This is a genomic window from Mesorhizobium sp. B2-3-13 (genome assembly GCF_006442195.1).
GTDB classification, from domain to species: Bacteria; Pseudomonadota; Alphaproteobacteria; order Rhizobiales; family Rhizobiaceae; genus Mesorhizobium; species Mesorhizobium salmacidum.
Genome location: NZ_VFVQ01000024.1, coordinates 62,731 through 79,759, shown reverse-complemented (window position 1 = coordinate 79,759; position 17,029 = coordinate 62,731). Strand labels below are relative to the sequence as shown.

Annotated in this window: 14 protein-coding genes; 1 reads left to right on the top strand and 13 read right to left on the bottom strand. The window is 63.5% G+C overall.

Features of this window, described 5'->3' with window-relative positions; translation table 11 throughout:
* Positions 1-341 precede the first annotated feature (341 nt).
* The 10 genes from FJ941_RS24580 to FJ941_RS24535 form a co-directional block, all read right to left on the bottom strand.
* Positions 342-1,475, bottom strand: coding sequence for a glycosyltransferase family 9 protein (locus FJ941_RS24580; protein WP_246673976.1), 1,134 nt, complete (start codon positions 1,473-1,475; stop codon positions 342-344).
* Positions 1,476-1,614: 139 nt separating this feature from the next.
* Entirely contained in the window at positions 1,615-2,313 is a 699-nt protein-coding gene (locus FJ941_RS24575; RefSeq protein WP_140509679.1) for a hypothetical protein, read from the bottom strand.
* Positions 2,310-2,948: a hypothetical protein gene (locus FJ941_RS24570; RefSeq protein WP_224525446.1), complete on the bottom strand. Its 639-nt coding sequence runs from the start codon at positions 2,946-2,948 to the stop codon at positions 2,310-2,312. Before FJ941_RS24570 ends, FJ941_RS24575 begins: the two co-directional genes overlap by 4 nt.
* Before the next feature lie 764 nt (positions 2,949-3,712).
* Positions 3,713-4,693 (bottom strand): 2-dehydropantoate 2-reductase, encoded by a 981-nt coding sequence (locus FJ941_RS24565; RefSeq protein WP_140509676.1) that lies wholly within the window; start codon positions 4,691-4,693, stop codon positions 3,713-3,715.
* A gap of 68 nt (positions 4,694-4,761) precedes the next feature.
* Complete coding sequence (locus FJ941_RS24560; protein WP_181169948.1) at positions 4,762-6,282, bottom strand: acyl--CoA ligase; 1,521 nt, start codon at positions 6,280-6,282, stop codon at positions 4,762-4,764.
* A gap of 170 nt (positions 6,283-6,452) precedes the next feature.
* Positions 6,453-8,039 carry a gamma-glutamyltransferase gene (gene ggt / locus FJ941_RS24555; protein WP_140509672.1) on the bottom strand — a complete coding sequence of 529 codons (1,587 nt, stop codon included), beginning with the start codon at positions 8,037-8,039 and terminating at the stop codon, positions 6,453-6,455.
* A gap of 49 nt (positions 8,040-8,088) precedes the next feature.
* Positions 8,089-8,889: an ABC transporter permease gene (locus FJ941_RS24550; protein ID WP_140509670.1), complete on the bottom strand. Its 801-nt coding sequence runs from the start codon at positions 8,887-8,889 to the stop codon at positions 8,089-8,091.
* Positions 8,886-9,812: an ABC transporter permease gene (locus tag FJ941_RS24545; protein WP_140509669.1), complete on the bottom strand. Its 927-nt coding sequence runs from the start codon at positions 9,810-9,812 to the stop codon at positions 8,886-8,888. Before FJ941_RS24545 ends, FJ941_RS24550 begins: the two co-directional genes overlap by 4 nt.
* A complete protein-coding gene (locus tag FJ941_RS24540) occupies positions 9,809-10,894 on the bottom strand; it encodes an ABC transporter ATP-binding protein (protein WP_140509667.1) in 1,086 nt (361 codons plus the stop codon). The genes FJ941_RS24545 and FJ941_RS24540 overlap by 4 nt, the downstream gene beginning before the upstream one ends.
* Positions 10,895-10,968: 74 nt before the next feature.
* Positions 10,969-12,003 carry an ABC transporter substrate-binding protein gene (locus FJ941_RS24535; protein WP_140509665.1) on the bottom strand — a complete coding sequence of 345 codons (1,035 nt, stop codon included), beginning with the start codon at positions 12,001-12,003 and terminating at the stop codon, positions 10,969-10,971.
* A gap of 216 nt (positions 12,004-12,219) precedes the next feature.
* Between FJ941_RS24535 and FJ941_RS24530 the strand changes: the two genes are divergently transcribed.
* Entirely contained in the window at positions 12,220-12,921 is a 702-nt protein-coding gene (locus tag FJ941_RS24530) for a GntR family transcriptional regulator (RefSeq protein WP_181169946.1), read from the top strand.
* 20 nt (positions 12,922-12,941) lie between these two features.
* Here FJ941_RS24530 and FJ941_RS24525 read toward each other — a convergent pair whose 3' ends face one another.
* The 3 genes from FJ941_RS24525 to FJ941_RS24510 all read right to left on the bottom strand — a co-directional run bounded on the left by FJ941_RS24525 (position 12,942) and on the right by FJ941_RS24510 (position 16,950).
* Complete coding sequence (locus tag FJ941_RS24525) at positions 12,942-13,883, bottom strand: alpha/beta hydrolase (protein ID WP_140509662.1); 942 nt, start codon at positions 13,881-13,883, stop codon at positions 12,942-12,944.
* A gap of 213 nt (positions 13,884-14,096) precedes the next feature.
* Positions 14,097-14,879: a carnitinyl-CoA dehydratase gene (locus tag FJ941_RS24515; protein ID WP_140509661.1), complete on the bottom strand. Its 783-nt coding sequence runs from the start codon at positions 14,877-14,879 to the stop codon at positions 14,097-14,099.
* On the bottom strand, positions 14,872-16,950 hold the full coding sequence (locus FJ941_RS24510; protein WP_140509659.1) for an acetate--CoA ligase family protein: 2,079 nt from the start codon (positions 16,948-16,950) through the stop codon (positions 14,872-14,874). The genes FJ941_RS24515 and FJ941_RS24510 overlap by 8 nt, the downstream gene beginning before the upstream one ends.
* Positions 16,951-17,029: the final 79 nt, after the last annotated feature.

Below are 17,029 nucleotides of genomic sequence, written 5' to 3'. Positions count from 1 at the left end.
GGGGGGGGGGGGTATGGGGTGACTTAGGGTTTGCATCGCTACCGGCGATCCGGCACTTGCGAGGTAATGACCGGCTTGGGGCCGGAACCCGGTTATCCGCTATCACGATGAAACGGCAGTACCGCCCGAGCGCCGCAGCTAGGCAGGTTAGATGTGCACATTTGGGATAAAATAGATGACAGCCAGCAGCGTTCAAAATGTTTTCGCGACTGAGCGCATTGCTGCGCGGACTGGTGAAGCTTTACCGCCTGCCTATCACCGAATCGATGATCGCACGATCTCGTCGACATAGGTCTGCAGTGCCTTCTTCACGGTTTCACGCGGGCCGGTCATCGCTGTTTCTACCGGAGTGAGTCGGTTTGATTGGCCGTCTCGTTCGCCTGCTGCCTCACTGCATCTATCAGGTCTCGTGTCGCCTGAGCGACCTTGGCGACGGGTAGTCGATGAACGCAGTACACGCCGCCCGGATTGCCGGGCTTGCACAAATCGGGCGCAATGCACTGGCAAGGCAACGGCGGCTCAACGGTGCGGTGAAGCACCCCAAGAGGTCCCCAGATGTCGGGTGGCGTGAGGCCATAAAGGCCCACAACCGGGGTTCCGACTGACGCAGCCAGGTGCATTGGGCCGCTCTCGTTTCCCAGAAAGATAAATGCATCCGCAAGCAAAGCAGTTAATGTCTCAAGCGAGATCTTACCAACAACGCTCGCCAATGGTGACGCTGCCATGTCCAAGATTGTCTGCGCGGTTGAGCCTTCATTAGGTCCACCAACCAGTAGTGACCGCAGGCCCGTCGCGGCATAAACCTCGTCGATTATTGCAGCGAACCGTTCAGGTTGCCAACACCGCCCTTCGAACCTTGCTCCAGCGTGCACAGCGACGAAAGCTTTTACAGCCAGCTTGCTTTGCGCCAGAACCTGGGTAGACGCGCTTCGCCCAACCGGTGTGGGTTCAAGCCTCGGCGTCACTTCGCGTAATTCTATCCCAAGGGCTTCAAGCGGGGACAAATATCGGTACAAATAGTGCGCGCCTCCATGACCAAAGGTTTCAGCAAATATATTAGCAGGCTGACCTTCCCAAAACTTCAGGGGCTTTTCCGGGGGGTTGTACCCAACGCGCAGCGGGGCGCTGGTTGACCTGTGCAATATCCTTGACGTCTTCGAGTCAGTTACATCAATGGTGAGATCGAATTTTCGGCGACGGAGGTCAGCGACCAAGCTTGAATATTCCTTCATCCGCTGAAGCAGACTTCTACCAGCACTTCTACCGTCGAACCCGATGGCCACGTCCGCGATATTCTGGCTGATTACGAAGTCTCGCAGGCCAGGAGCGCAGAGCATGACTATCGCAGCGTTTGGGTAGGCGAGGCGCAAATTTCGTACGAGCACCGAGGTCAGAATGATGTCCCCGATGTACTTCGTCTGAATAACGAGAATGGACTTGATAGTCTGCCGATCAACCATCGAGATATTCAGCACACCAACCTCCTGAAGGGCGGGTAATGTTGGTCGTTGGTCGGTTCGCATCTCCGAGAAATGGATATCTCATCGGAGCTAGATCATCTTTGCTATAGCGTTCGGGACAGCCCATGTTGCAAACTCCTCTAAGAAGCACTCGTCATGGCATCTGTCCCTGCCACAAGGGCAATCCAGTTTCCGCAGCGAAGTCCCTATCCTCTGCGTAGATTGGCTCGCCTCTACTCACTACCAGGCGAAGCAAATCCGCATCTTCGTCGGCATGATATCGAAAGGCATTTCGGGTGTCGTATCCATGCCCAGCCTGGGACAGGGAAAACCCGCTGACTACAACAGGGGCGAAACCGGCGAAACGCGTCAACATGATCGCGAAGGCTCCGGTGGAGATTTTCCGGTGCCAGCCGCGGGACACATGATATGTGCCGCTAAGCCGCCAGACGATGTTGGCAAGTTGCCATTTGGTGAGCGCCTGCAAGGTATCAAAACCATAATTGAAGGTGCGACAACCAGCTTTCAGCTTGTCTTCAACGTCCGGCCAAACCGGTACGATCAGATGTTTCGCCTGCCGTCCCTTTAACAAGTCGCGCTTGTAGAAGTCCTGTTCGCTCGCACCGACTAAAATGCCGCGGCGGATGACGGCGATATCAGGAAGGCGGAGGCCGAACGTTTCCGCCAAAAGCTGGGAAGCATTGACGGTCACAAGTGCCCAATCGACACCATGTCCCTCCGGGAGGCGAAAATTCGGCGCCGACCCCATCACCAAGGCGGGACCCGTGACCATGGGCAACCGAAGAGTTGGCTTTGAGAAGATTGGCAAGAAATCCAAAAGCGGAGTTTTCATGCGGGAACCTGAACGGCATGTTCCTCAAACGCGCGCAGAATGCTCTCTTCTCGCCTCCACAATTCGTCCCATTGCGTGGTGCCGGACCAGCCCGCAAACCAAGGGCCGCCGAGCGTGTAATGCGCCAGCGAGACATCGGCGGGATCGAGTTCCGAAGCCGAAGCCCCTACGAGGTAGTTCCATGCCAGAGGCAATTCCCCGATCTCGTGGTCCTCAAGCCATTTGAAGGCGTGGAGATCACGTCCAGGCCACGTATTGAGCATCTCGTTGGTCAGCCGTTTGTTGGAGGGATGATCTAGATTCCACAAAACGACCGACGACCAGTTTTTGCGGCGATAGAACGTCTGCATTTGTCCGTCCATCTTGACCGCTTCGGATTCGCGTTGCTGGTGCTTAACCGCCATAATCGCGTAGGAAGGATCGACTAGATCGAGCAGCTTGGCTGGATCCTTCAGAAACAGGACATCACAATCGCAGAACATGGCCCAGCCGCCTTGCCTTATAAACGGAACGGCAAAGCGCGATATGGCAAACTCCGTCGCCATCGGTGCCTCGGAAATCGGGCACCAGAGCTTACCATCCCGTACCACCATAGGTCGCTTCATAATTCCTTGGGCTTCAAGGTCTTTGAGCACCAATGGTAGTATCTGCAACGGCGTGCTTGTCCGCCGATAAGCGCTCCATCGCGCTACGTCTAGAACGCGGGATTCCCGTGGATCATAGCCGATGTAGATTGGTATCATGCCGCAACCCCATAATTGTGCAAATTTACTCGAATTAAGCAGGGAATCACTGCAAGCGGAAGACCGAAGTAAAGCGGATCACCTGGTCACGGTGGCGACCGTGCACGGTGATCGGCACCAAATGCGCTATCGGAAAAGATCTCGGGAGAAGCGGGCCACGGCCTCTTCCCCGTCCTTGGCGTACCAAGGGCAAATCGTAGTGTTCGGCATTGCGCGTTCCTTTCAATCTGAAGTCAGCGTTCCGCGCTTGTTCCTACCCTCTGAAGTAGGTCGCCAACTGTTTTTCTCCACCTTGCGGAAGAAAGTCGGCAGAAGCAGCTATCCACTCCGCGTCGGAGTCCAAAATATCTTGACAGAACCCGGCCGCGGCTTGGCCGAGCCCGATCGTGTCCTACCGGCTGTGGAACCTTGGCCCTGCAACGCTTTACGAGCGGGAACTAAGGACAAGTCGACATCACACATGGGTCACGGCTAGGTGCGGTCCTGGCGCACCCGTCACATCTGATGCGTCGTCACTAACGTCCGCTTTTCGGCGGCGGCACAGCTGACTTCGATAATCGAGATGAGGCGCAAAGCGGCCGTCCAACCGTAGAGTTATGGACGTCTCTCTCGGGTCATTCGGGACGGCAGGCACTGACCGATGCCGGTTTCCCACCTCACCCGTAGCACCCCCGCTCCACCGCCAACCTCTTTACCAACCCCAGCACCCCATCGATAGCTGGCGTTGGCTTGCCCGTCAGCCGGCCAAGCTCCTGCACCGCGCCCACCAGCGCGTCGATCTCCATCGGGCGGCCGCGTTCCAGGTCTTGCAGCATCGAGGTCTTGTGTTCGCCGACGTCGCCGGCGCCCTTGATGCGGCGGTCGACGTCGATGGGGAAGCGCACGCCCAGGCTTTCGCCGATTGCTTGCGCTTCCAGCATCATGGTGCGGGCGAGGGTTCGGGTGCCTTCGTCGGCGACGATCGCGGCCAGCGTGCTGCCGGTCAGCGCCGAGATCGGGTTGAAGGAGAGGTTGCCCCACAGTTTTACCCAGATCTCGCCGCGGATGTCGTCGCGCACCGGCGCCTGCAGGCCGGCCTTGACCATCTCGCCGGCCAGAAGCGCCGCCCGTTCGCTCTTCTCGCCCGAGGGTTCGCCGAGCGAGAAGCGCCTGCCCTCGACATGGCGGATCAGGCCGGGCGCGTCGACCTCGACGGCGGGGTAGACCACCGAGCCGATGACGCGCTGCGGGCCGAGCCGTTTCCAAATCGAGCCGCCGGGGTCGACCTGATGCAGCCTGGTGCCTTCGAGCGCGCCGCCGGCCTTGTAGAAATACCACCAGGGAACGCCGTTCTGCATGGTGACAACCGATGTGTTCTCCCCAAGCAGCGGCGCGATCTGGTCGAGCGCGGGCGCGACGGAATGCGCCTTCAGCGCCAGCACGACATAATCCTGCGCGCCGAGATCTTCCGCCTTGGCGGCGGCGCGGACCGGGGCGGTCGTCTCCTTCCCGTCCTCGATCAGGCGCAGGCCGTTTGCCTTGATTGCCTCGAGATGGGCGCCGCGGGCGACGATCGACAGGTCGGTCCGACCGGCGATGGCCAGCTTTGCCGCGAGATAGCCGCCGATGGCGCCGGCACCGAAGATGGTGATCTTCATCGTAGTGAGCCTTTGATTTTATGCATGCCGTTATCTCGGAACCGAGGGACGCTTCCAAGCGACATGCATTAGAGCCCGAGTTTGGCGGCGAGCCCAATGCGCTGCAGCTTGCCGGTCGCGCCCTTGGGGATCTCGTCCAGGATCAGCACCTTGCGCGGCACCTTGAAGTCGGCGAGCCGCATCGCGGCGTGGGCGCGGATTTCGCCCTCGGTTGCGCTCATGCCTTCGCGCAACACCACGGCCGCCGCCACCTCCTCGCCGAGCTTGTCATGCGGCATGGCGAAGGTCACCACCTGCGCCACCGCCGGGTGGTCCATCAGCACGTCGTCGACCTCAAGCGGCGAGATCTTCTCGCCGCCGCGATTGATGATCTCCTTCAGCCGGCCGGTGACCCTGAGATAGCCGTCAGCGTCGAACACGCCCTGGTCGCCGGTGTGGAACCAGCCATGCGCGAAGGCAGTGGCGTTGGCGTCCGGGTTTTTCTCATAGCCTGACGTGACATTGGGTCCGCGAATGACGATTTCGCCGGTCTCGCCGGCTTGCACCAGCCGGCCATCCGGCGCCATGACCGCCACTTCGGGGCCGCCGGCCGCACCGACGCTGCCCGGCTTGCGCAGGCCCGGCGGCAGCCGGTTCGACGCCATCTGGTGCGCGGCCTCGGTCATGCCATAGGATTCGATGACAGGGCAGCCGAAGGTCGCCTCGAGTTCGGCCATCACCTGCGCCGGCAGCGACGCCGAGGACGACCGAATGAAGCGCGGGCGTGCCGCCGCCAGTGCTTCGGCATTGCGCGCCGCGCGCGTCAGGATCGCCTGGTGCATGGTCGGCACTGCCGTGTACCAGCTCGGTTTGGCGTCACTCAGCCACTGGAAGAAGCGCAGCGCGTTGAACCCCGGCGTGCAATAGACGCTGCCGCCCGATGCCAGCGACGACAGCACTGCCGCGATCAGGCCGTGGATGTGGAACAGCGGCATGATGTTGAGGCAGCGGTCATCCGCCGTCAGCCCAAGCGTCGCGCCGATATGGCGGGCGGAGGCCGCCACATTGGCATGGCTGAGCGGCACCAGCTTGGGGCGTGAGGTGGTGCCCGACGTATGCAGCAGCAGGGCGATGTCTTGGTCCCCAGCCATGGCGGGCGCCGCTTGCTGGCCGACCGCCGCGCCCTTGATGGCAAAACTGCCGGCCGGCGCGTCAGGCGGCACGATGAGCCGCAGCACGCCGATGCCGAGGCGCTCGGCCACCGTCACCGCAGGGCCAGTCTCGTTCTCGGTGACGAGGATCGCCTTGGCACCGATGTCGGTCAGGTAGAAATCGAGCTCGTCGGCCCGGTAGGCGGGGTTGAGCGGCGCCGTCGAGGCGGTGGCCGCCACGGCGACGAAAGCCGTCGCCATCTCCGGCCCGTTCGGCAGCACGATCGCCACCCGGTCGCCCCGGCCGATGCCGAGCGCGTGCAGCTGTGTGGCCGTGGCGGCGATCAGCGCGCGCAGGCGGCCATGGGTGAGCGTGGGTCTGTCAGGAGCGAGGATTGCCGGCGCGTCGTCAGCGCCGGCGACGAGGCGGCGGGAGAGGTCCGTGTGGGTCTGGGTCATGGTCACCGGCTATGTTTCAGACGAGTGCTTGTGAAAGTCCAGTCGACGTTGGCGCCGCCCCCGCTCCGTCTCGGCTTCGCCGAGCCACCTCTCCCCCACGTTGTCCCACGTTGTGGGGGAGAGGAAACCCCGGCTTTCAAAGGTTGCGACCAATCATCCTGCCGTAAACCTCAATACCCCAGCGCCATCCCATCCTTGCGCGGATCCGATGCCCCCGTCAGCGTTCCCTTGTCCCAGTCGATCAGCACCGCCTGGCCGCCGCCGAGCGGATGGTGCGGCTCGGTGATGGCATGGCCGCGCCGGCGCAGGCCTTCGACCGCCTCGGCGGGCACGTTACGCTCGGCCTCCACCATGCCGTCATTGTAAAACACCCGCGGCGCGTCGAGCGCCTGCTGCGGGTCCATGCCGAAATCGATCATGTTGGTCAAAAGATGGACATGGCCGAACGGCTGGTAGCCGCCGCCCATCACGCCGAACGGCATCACCACGCGGCCGTTTTTGGTCGCCATGCCTGGCATGATCGTGTGCATCGGCCGCTTGCCGGGCGCGATGGCGTTGGGGTGCGCCGCGTCGAGGCGGAAGCTCGAGCCGCGGTTCTGCAGCACCACGCCGGTCTTCGGGCCGACGACGCCGCTGCCGAAGGAATAATAGGTCGAGTTGATGAAGGAGACCGCGTTGCGGTCGCGGTCGACGATCGAGATGTAGACCGTGTCGCTGCCGGGCAACTGGATGTCAGGCAGATGGGTCATGGCGCGCTCGCGGTCGATCTCGGCGCGCAGCCGCTCGGCATGGGCGGCCGACAGAAGCTCCCTCACGGGCACCGGGACACGGTCCTGGTCGCCGACGAAACGGTCGCGGTCGCGATAGGCCAGCCGCCCGGCCTCGATCTCCAGATGCAGGCGCTCGGCGCCGTTGGGGTTGAGCCCGCCGAGCTTGAAGCCCGACAGCACGTTCAGCATCATCAGCGCCGTCAGGCCCTGGTTGTTCGGCGGCATCTGGTGAATCTCATGACCGCCATAGCTGACGCTGACCGGCGCCACATAGTCGCCTCGGGTCATGGCGAAATCTTCGGCCGTGTGCAGTCCGCCCAATTCCTTGAGCCGGCGCACCATGTCGCCGGCGACCGCGCCTTCGTAGAATCCGGCGCGGCCGTGCTTGGCGATTATCCGCAAGGTGGCGGCCAGTTCCGGCTGCTTGTGCACGTCGCCGGCCTTCGGCGCGGCGCCGCCGGGCAGGAAGATGCGGGCCGCGTGCTCGTCGGCGGAAAGATCGGTCTCCGGGTCGGCCCAGTCGAAGGCGACGCGGTCGTGCACGACATAGCCGTTCTCGGCGTAGTGGATCGCCAGCGCCAGCACCTCGGTCAGGCTCTTGCTGCCATAGTCCTCGAGCAGCCGGCACCAGGCGTCGATGGCGCCCGGCACGGTCACCGCATGCGGTCCCTGCTTGGGAAGCTCGCTAAAACCCTTGTCGCGATACCAGTCGACGGTCGCGGCCGCCGGCGCCCGGCCCGAGCCGTTGAAGGCCAGCACCTCGCTTTGTCCCTTAGGGCAGTAGAGGACAAAGCAATCGCCGCCTATCCCGGTCGATTGCGGCTCGACCACGCCCTGCACGGCGGCCGCACAGATGGCGGCATCCATGGCATTGCCGCCGGCGCGCAGCATCTCGATGGCCGCCAGCGTCGAGAGCGGGTGCGATGTCGCGGCAATCGCTTCCGTGGCACGAACCGGCGAGCGGCCGGGAAACTGGAAATCACGCATCTGGTCTGGATATCCCTAGGGTCACTTGAAGCGAATGGGTCCGATGAAATCAATGCCGGCGGCCGAAGATCTGCGCCAGCGACAACAGCAGGACCGAGAGCACGATCAGGCAGGTCGAGATGGCGGCGATGGTCGGGTCGATCTGGTCGCGCAGCGCGTTGAACATGCGGCGCGTCAAGGTGGTGGTCTCGCCGCCCGAGATGAACAGCGAGACGACAACTTCGTCGAAGGAGGTGATGAAGGCAAACAGCGCCCCCGAGACGATCGAGAAGCGGATCTGCGGCATCGTCACCTGCCAGAAGGCAGCGATGCGTCCCGCACCCAGGCTGCGCGCCACGCGCTCCTGGTTCATGTCGTAGGAGCGCAGGCCCGACAGCACCGTCAGCACCACCAGTGGCAGCGCCTGCACCGTATGCGCGATGACCAGGCCGGTCAGCGTGTTGTTGAGGCCGATGCGCGCATAGAGGAAGAAGGTGCCGATGCCGACCAGGATCACCGGGATGATCAGCGACGCCGTGAGCAGCGCGTTGATGGTGCCGTTGAAGCGCAGCGTACCCCTGTTGATGGCGTAGGCCGCGACGGTGCCGAGCGGCGTCGCCACCAGCGCGGTCATGACAGCGACCTTCACCGACACGATGGTGGCGTCACGCCATTCCAGCGACTGGAAATAGCTTTCGTACCAGCGCAGCGACCATTGCTGCGGCGGGAATTGCAGCAGCGTCGAATCCGAAAACGACATGATGACGATGATGACCGACGGCGCGATCAGGAACAACAGCACGAGGCCGCCGAGGCCGTAGAGCCACAGGCGTCGGCGGTGCGAGATCGGCAGGCCGATATCTCCGCTCATCGCGAACTCCATACGCCGGTGGCGCGCGCGCCGAGCAGCCACTGGAACAGGCCCAGAAGCGCGAGCGTGACCACCAGCAGCACCACGCCGAGTGCCGCACCCGCACCCCAGTTGGAATAGAGGCTGGTGGTCTGTTCCATGCGCATCGCCCACATCACCACCTTGCCGCCGCCCATCAGCGCCGGCGTGACGAAGAAGCCGAGGCACAGCACGAAGACGATGACCACGCCCGAGGCGAGGCCGGGCAGCGACAGCGGAAAGAAGATCTGCCTAAAGGTCGCGGCCGGGCCGGCGCCGAGGTTCATGCCGGCGCGCAGGCAGTCGGTGTCGATGGTCTTCATCGAGGCGTAGAGCGGCAAAACAAGAAACGGCAGCAATATGTGGGTCATGCCGATGACCACGCCTGAAAAATTATTGGCCAGCGACAGCGGCTGGCTGATCACGCCGAGGTCGATCAGCCAGCTGTTGATCAGGCCCTTGCGCTGCAGGATCACCAGCCAGGCATAGGTGCGCACCAGAACCGATGTCCAGAACGGCAGGATGACGAAGATCAGGCAGATCGAGGCGGCCCGGCGCGGCAGTTGCGACAGCATGTAGGCCAGGGGGTAGCCCAGCAGCACGCAGGCGCCGGTAACGATGAAGGCGACCTTGAAGGTGGTGATGAAGGTCCTGATGTAGGAGGCCTGCTCGAAGAAGCGTGCGTAGTTGGCGGCGCTGAAGGCGCCGGTCTCGTCGAACAGCGACAGCCAGAACAGCCAGCCGATCGGCACGATGATGATGGCACAGACAAGGAACAGGCTCGGCGCCAGCAACGCCAGCAGCCGCAGTGACTCCCGCCGCGCATCGGCGCGTAGCTCTTGCGCGTTCAGATCCTGCCTCGCCGGGCCGGCGATCTCTTTCAGCAGGGCGGATTGCGCGCTCATCCCTCGGCCGCCACCAGGATCGTGTCCTTCGCATCGAGGCCGAGCGTGATCGGCTGGCCGGGCGCCGGCATTCTGGCCAGCACATCGCTGCGGCAATAATCGCGCAACGTCAGCTGGCGGCCGTCACTCAGGCTGGCATAGCAGACGAAACTGTCGCCCTGGTAGATGATATCGCTGACCGTCGCGTCGAGCACATTGATGTCGGTCGACGGCTCGTCCGCGGTGACCAGCCGCAACTTCTCCGGTCGCACCACCATCAGATGCCGACCCGCCGGCGGTGTCGATGCGCCGGTCAGGATTCGCCTGTCCTGATACCAGACCGACCCGTTGCGGCACTCGACGGGAATGAAATTCGATTCGCCGATGAAACCGGCCACGAATTGCGTCTTCGGCGCGACATAGAGGGTTTCGGGCTTGTCGAGCTGTTCGATGCGGCCAGCGTTCATCACGGCAATACGGTCCGACATGGTGATGGCTTCGCGCTGGTCGTGCGTGACATAGACCGTCGTCATGCCAAGACGGCGATGAAGCGCGCGCAATTCGATCTGCATATGCTCGCGCAGACCCTTGTCGAGCGCCGACAGCGGTTCGTCCATCAAGACGATGCGCGGCTCGAAGACGATGGCGCGCGCCAGGGCCACGCGCTGGCGCTGACCGCCGGAGAGCTGGTCGACGCGGCGCTCGCCCAAGCCCTGCAGCTTCACCAGCTCCAGCGCCTTCTCCACGCGCTGCGCCGTCTCGGCTGCCGCGACGCCGCGCTGCTTCAGTGGAAAGGCGATGTTGTGGAAGACATTCATATGCGGAAACAGCGCATAGTTCTGGAATACCATGCCGATGTTGCGCCTGTGCGGCGGCGTGGTGATGATCTCGTCGCCGCCGACCTTGATGCTCCCGCCATTGGCTCTGACGAAACCGGCCAGGATCATCAGCAGCGTCGTCTTCCCCGATCCGGAAGGCCCGAGCAGCGTCAGGAACTCGCCGGCTTCGACATCGAGATTCAGGTCGCGCAACACCGGCACGCTGCCAAATCGTTTCTCGATCCGGCGCATGCTGATCGGCAGCGCGGATGGTGCAATGGACAAGATCGTTTTCTCCTGGGCAGAGACTGAAGGAGCGGGGCGGCGTTTGCGCCGCCCCGCAATGTCAGGGTTCCGGCCTATTGCTGGATCAGATTGTTGAACTTTTCCGTCGCCTCGACGAGGGTGTCGCGCCAGAACTCGGCATCCTGCAACACCTGCTTCTTGACGTTTTCGGGCGCCGAGTTGATGTCCTTGATCCGCTCGGGCGGGATCTTGCCGGTCTCGAAAGCCTTCTCGTTCACCGGCCCATTGTCGACATAGAGCGGCAGATTGGCCTGCAGCTGCGGGCTGACGAACATCGCCAGCGCCTTCATCGCCGCTTCCTTGTTCTTGGCGCCTTTGGGGATGACCATGCAGTCGGCGGTGAGCACGCCCTGGTCGAACGAGAAGCTGACCGGCGCGCCTGCCTTCTTCAGGGTGCCGGCACGGCCGTTCCAGATGCTCGCCATGTCGACTTCGCCATCCTTCACCAATTGCATGGCCTGGGCGCCGGAGGTCCACCAGGCGTCGACATGGCCACGGATCTTGTCGACCGATTTCAGCGCGCCGTCGATGTCGACGGGATAGACCTTGTCGATCGGCAAGCCGGAGGCGAGTGCGGCGACGCTCAGCGTCTCCGTCGCCTGGCTGCTGCTCAGCGCGCGCCGTCCCGGAAACTTTTCCACGTTCCAGAAGTCGGCCCAGGTCTTCGGGCCCTTGTCGCCGAAGACGTCGGTCCGATAGATCAGCACGACGGAGGTGTAGGAAATGCCGACCCAGTCGTCATGCACCAGCTTGGGGTTGATGCCGGTCTTGTCTATGATGCCGTAATCCAGCTTTTCGAACAGCCCTTCCTGGGAGCCGCGCGCGCATTCGTCGGCGCCCAGCTCGGTGATGTCCCATTTGACGGCATTGCCGGTCACCTGCAGGCGCACGTCGTCGAGGCCGTTGGTGGTGTCTTCCTTGATGGTGATGCCGAGCGCATCGGCGGTCGGCTTGAAGAAGGCCTTGGTTTCCGCTTCCTGATAGGTGCCGCCCCATGAGGCGACGGTGATGGTGTCGGCGGCGAGGGCAGGCACTGCCACGGAGGCAAAGAGTCCGGCTATCGCGAAAGTTCTAAAGTTCCTGTTCATTTCGGTTCTCCGACCGGTGTTCCCATTTGTTTTTGATTTGGCATGCGATTTTGTATACAATTTCGAATGTAGCCGAGAGATCGGTGTTGTCAACTCCGGCGAGGACGATCAATTCGACGCGATGGGACGGTGCCGCAGGGCGTGGCAAATTGCGCCGACTGCGACTACAAACGAGGCAATGTTCGGCTAAAGCAGCCGGAGAACTGGGAACGGAACTTGGCCAAGGAAACAAAAAATACGCTGCGCGACTCGGTCTATTCCGCGCTCAAGGCGATGATCGTGACCGGCCAGATTCCGCCGGGCTCGCGCGTCACCGAGAGCGATATCGCGGCCAAACTCAATGTCAGCCGCACGCCGGTGCGCGAGGCCTTCAACCGGCTGGAGCGCGACGGACTGGTCACCGGCCGGCCGCGCCAGGGCTATGCCGTCACCGAGTTCGACATCAACATGTTCCGCGAGGCCTTCGACATCCGCGAACTGCTCGACGGTCGTGCGACCGAATTGGCGGCGGCTGCTGCCACGGAGAAGGACAAGGCGCGGCTGCGTGCCATGCTGGCCGAGTGCGAGCGGCTGGCCGCCATTCCCGATCGCACCACGCGCGAAAAATTCCAGGAACTGGAGGTCGGCATCGATCTGCACCGCGTCATTGCCCAAATCAGCGGCAATGCGATGCTGCACGGCATGCTGTGCGGCATCCTCGACAAGTGCCAGCACTATGTCTGGACCGAACTCCTGTGGCTCGACGAATGGAAGATCGCCCGCGACGAACACGCCGAGATCGTCGAGGCGATCTGCGCGAACGATATCAGCCGCGCCGGCGCCCTGGCGCGCGCCCATGTACGCGGTTCGCGCGAGAACGTGTTGCGCCTGCTGCAGGCGAAATCGGACTATCAGAGTTTTCTGGCCAAGGCTTCCTGAACGAGACAGCCCATTGGCGCCTACCAGGTCCAGCCGCCCTTTCCGAGCGTCGCCACCGCGTCGACGATGCGGGTGAAGCTCGCGCGGGCGCGGGCGACGCTGTGCCGGGCCCTGAGATAGCCGTGCACCAGGCCGGGTTCCTCGAACCAGGTGGCGCGCCCGCCTGCCGCGACGATGCGGTCGCGATAAGCCTCGCCATCGGATGACAGCGGGTCGCACTCGGCGGTCACCAGCACGGTCGGCGGCAGGTTGGCGAAATCGGCATCGGCCAGCGGCGACAGCGTGATGTCACCGGTCTGGTCCACGCCCCCGGTGCGGATGTGCTTGTAGAACTCGAGATCGCGCACCGTCAGCATCGGCGCCTCGGCATGCGTCACATAGGAGCCGCGCGAGCGATCGCCGCCGAGGCCGGGATAGATCAGCATCTGGCCGACCGGCTTTTTCGCATGGCCACGCGTCGCATGCGCAACGGCGGCGCAAAGGTTGCCGCCGGCGCTGTCGCCGCACAGCACCACCGGGCGGTCGGAGCCCCCCGCGGCCCATTCGAAGGCGGTCATCGCATCGTCGAAAGCGGCTGGGTGTAGATGCTCCGGCGCCAGCCGGTAATCGACCGAGACCACCTCATAACCGGTGCGGCCGCAAAGCTCGGCGCAGACATCGTCGTGGCTGTCCAGCCCGCCGAGGATGAAGCCTCCGCCATGGATGTAGAGCACCATGGCGGCACGGTCCGGCGTCGCGTTGCGATAGATGCGGATCGGGATGTTGCTGACAGGTGTGGCGATGGCGGTCGTCTCGGCCGTCACGCCTTGCGGATAGCCGGCAAAGAACTCCCGGCACATGCGGTCATAGATCTCGCGCTGCCGCGCGATCGTGTAGTCGATCGTATCGGGCGGATAATAGGAATTGGTCCGCTCGATGAAGGCCCAGGTCTCAGTGTCTATGAGTTTTGCGTAGTCGGTCATGAACGGAGACCGGACAGCAATGAACGCGCCCAGGCGCCCCCCTCTGGCCTGCCGGCCATCTCCCCCTCAAGGGGGCAGATCGGATGTCGTCTCGGCTTTCGCCAACCGCCAACGTTTCCGGAAGAGCGCTGTTGGCAAGACCGCCGATTTCCCCCCTTGAGGGGGAGATGCCCGGCAGGGCAGAGGGGGGTGCCTGGCGCCATCATCTCCGAGTTATTTCCCCTTCCACACAGGCTCGCGCTTCTCCGCGAAAGCGCGAAAACCTTCCATACCGTCCTCCGACCCATAGAGCGCGTCGACGGTCGGCAACTGCCGGCGCGTCACCTTGTTCATCGCATCCTGGAAGGTCAACGATTCCGCCACCCGCGCCGTCTCCTTGATCGCTGCGAAGACCAGCGGTGGGCCGCTGGCGAGCAGGCGGGCGACCTCCCAGACGCGGTCCTCGAGCTTTTCCTTGGGCAGCACCTCGTTGACCACGCCCCAGCGATGCGCCTCGGCGACATCCATCCAGCGGCCGGTGAGCAAAAGGTCCATGGCGACATGGTAGGGGATGCGCTTCGGCAGCTTGATCGTCGCCGCGTCGGCCAGCGTGCCGGCGCGGATTTCGGGCAGCGCGAAGGAGGAATGGTCGGAGGCGTAGATGAGGTCGCAGGACAGCGCCAGCTCGAAGCCGCCGCCCACCGCCATGCCGTTGACGCAAGCGAGGACCGGCTTGTTCAGGTCGCGCAGTTCCTGCAGGCCGGCAAAACCGCCGACTCCATAGTCGCCATCGACCGCGTCGCCGCTCGCGGCGGCCTTGAGGTCCCAGCCGGCGCTGAAGAACTTGTCGCCGGCGGTCTTAACGATGGCCACGCGCAGGTCGGGATCGTCGCGGAACGCCTTGAAGGTCTCGCCCATCAGCCGCGAGGTCTTCAGGTCGATCGCATTGGCCTTGGGGCGATCGAGCGTGACCTCGAGGATAGTGCCTTCGCGGCGGGTCGAAATGACGTCAGACATTCTTGTTTTCTCCCAGCACCAGCAGCGCGTCGGCGATCCAGGCGCCCTTGCCTTGCGTGCAGACGATCAGCGGATTGATGTCGAGTTCCTCGATCTCGCCGGCATTCTCCTGCACGAAGCCGGCAATGCCCGCGATGGCGTCGATGGCGGCCTGGACATCGGCCTTCGGCCGGCCGCGATAGCCTTCGAGCAGCGGGAACAGTTTCAGGCCGCGCAGCGCGGCCTCGATGTCGTCGCGCGTTGCCGGCAGCATCAGTGTGACGCTGTCGCGCAGCAATTCGACCAGCACGCCGCCGGTGCCCAGCGTCATCACGGCGCCGAACATCGGGTCGCGTGTGAAGCCGACGAGCAGTTCGGCGACGCCGTCGCGCACCATGCGTTCGACATAGAGCCCGGTGCCGAGCGGCAGCAAGTCATGCGCTGCCGTGCTGACCGATTCGGCGTCCTTGAGGTTTAGCCTGACGGCGCCGACCTCGGACTTGTGGGTGACGCCAAGAGCCTTCAGGGCAACCGGAAAGCCGAGCGCCATGGACGAGATCACGGCCTCGACCGCATTGCCGGCCCGCTCGCCCTTGGGCACGGAAAGGCCGGCCTTGATCAGCCGCGCCTTGGCTTCAGCCTCGTCAGGTGTGACGCGCGGCACGTCGGATGCGCCGGCAGCCCTCGTGTCGACCGGCTGTGCCTGCGGCTCGCGCCAGGCCCAACCGATAAAGGCCGCCGCCTGCGCGGCGTCCATTGCCTCGGAAATGCCGAACAGCGGCACCATGCCACGCGCCATCAGCTCGGCCGTGTATTCCTCAGGCAGGTTCTCCGGCAGCGAGGAGACGATGGCACCATGCGCCTTGTTGGTCTTCAGCGCCGATTCGAAGGCGCGCAGCGTCGCCCACCAGTCGGTCACCGAGCAGCGGTCGGGGCGCGGAAAGTCGAGCACCAGCATGTTGAGGTCGAAGCCGCCCGACACCATGGCGGTGAAGGTGGCGGTCATTGCTGGCTCGTTGTTCCAGATGAAGGTGTGGTAGTCCAACGGATTGGCCACCGCGACCAGCGGCCCGAGCGTCGATTTGACATGGGCGCGATGGCTGTCGGTCAGCACCGGGAAGTTGACCCAGCGCCCTTCGGCGCTGTCGGCCATGACCGACGCCTCGCCGCCCGAACAGCTCATCGATGAGAGCCTGTACCCAGGCAGCGGGCCGGTGATGTGCAGCAGCTTCAGTGCCTCGATGAAGGCGGGAATGGAATCGACACGCGCGATGCCAAGCCGCTTCAGGAAGGCGCCTGAAGCAGCGTCCGACCCGGCAAGCGAGGCGGTGTGCGAGACGGTTGCTTGCCGCGCCTGTTCGGAGCGGCCGACCTTCATGGCGATGATCGGTTTTTTGAGCTCTCTCGCCCTGGCCGCCAGCCGCTCGAAGCCGGCTACCGAATCAAAAGCCTCGATGTGCAGGCCGAGCGAAGTCACCCGCTCGTCCTCGATCAGGCCAAGCGCCATTTCCGACAGGCCGGTCTGCGCCTGGTTGCCGGCGGTCATCAGGAAGGCGATCGGCAGGCCACGCTTCTGCATCGTCATGTTGATGGCGATGTTGGAGGACTGGGTGATGATGGCGACACCCTTGCCGCCCTCGTCCAGCCTGATGCCACCATGCTGGTCGGGCCACAAAAGCGCACCATCGGCATAGTTGATCAGGCCATAGCAATTCGGCCCGATGATCGGCATCTGACCGGCGGCGGCAACCAGTTCGGCCTGCAGCCGTTCGCCATCCTCGTCATAGGCCTCGGTTTCGAGGAAACCGGCGGCAAAGCAGACGGCGCCGCCGGCGCCGCGCTCGGCCAGTGCCTTGATCACCTCGATGGTCAGGTGCCGATTGACGCCGACAAAGGCCGCGTCCGGCGCGCCGGGCAGATCCGCGACTGACCGGTAGGCCTTGCGCCCGGCAACCTCGTCCTTGGTCGGATGCACCGGCCAGATCTCACCGGCAAACCCCATCTTGATCGATTGCGCCACGACGGCGGCGGCCTGCACGCCACCGAACACGGCGATCGATTTCGGGCGCAGAAGGCGTTCGAGTTTATGCATGGTCATCTTTTCGTTTTGAGCGCGATCTCAGGACAAACGATCCCGTTTGCCCGACGGAGCCGGATGCCGGTTTTGGCTA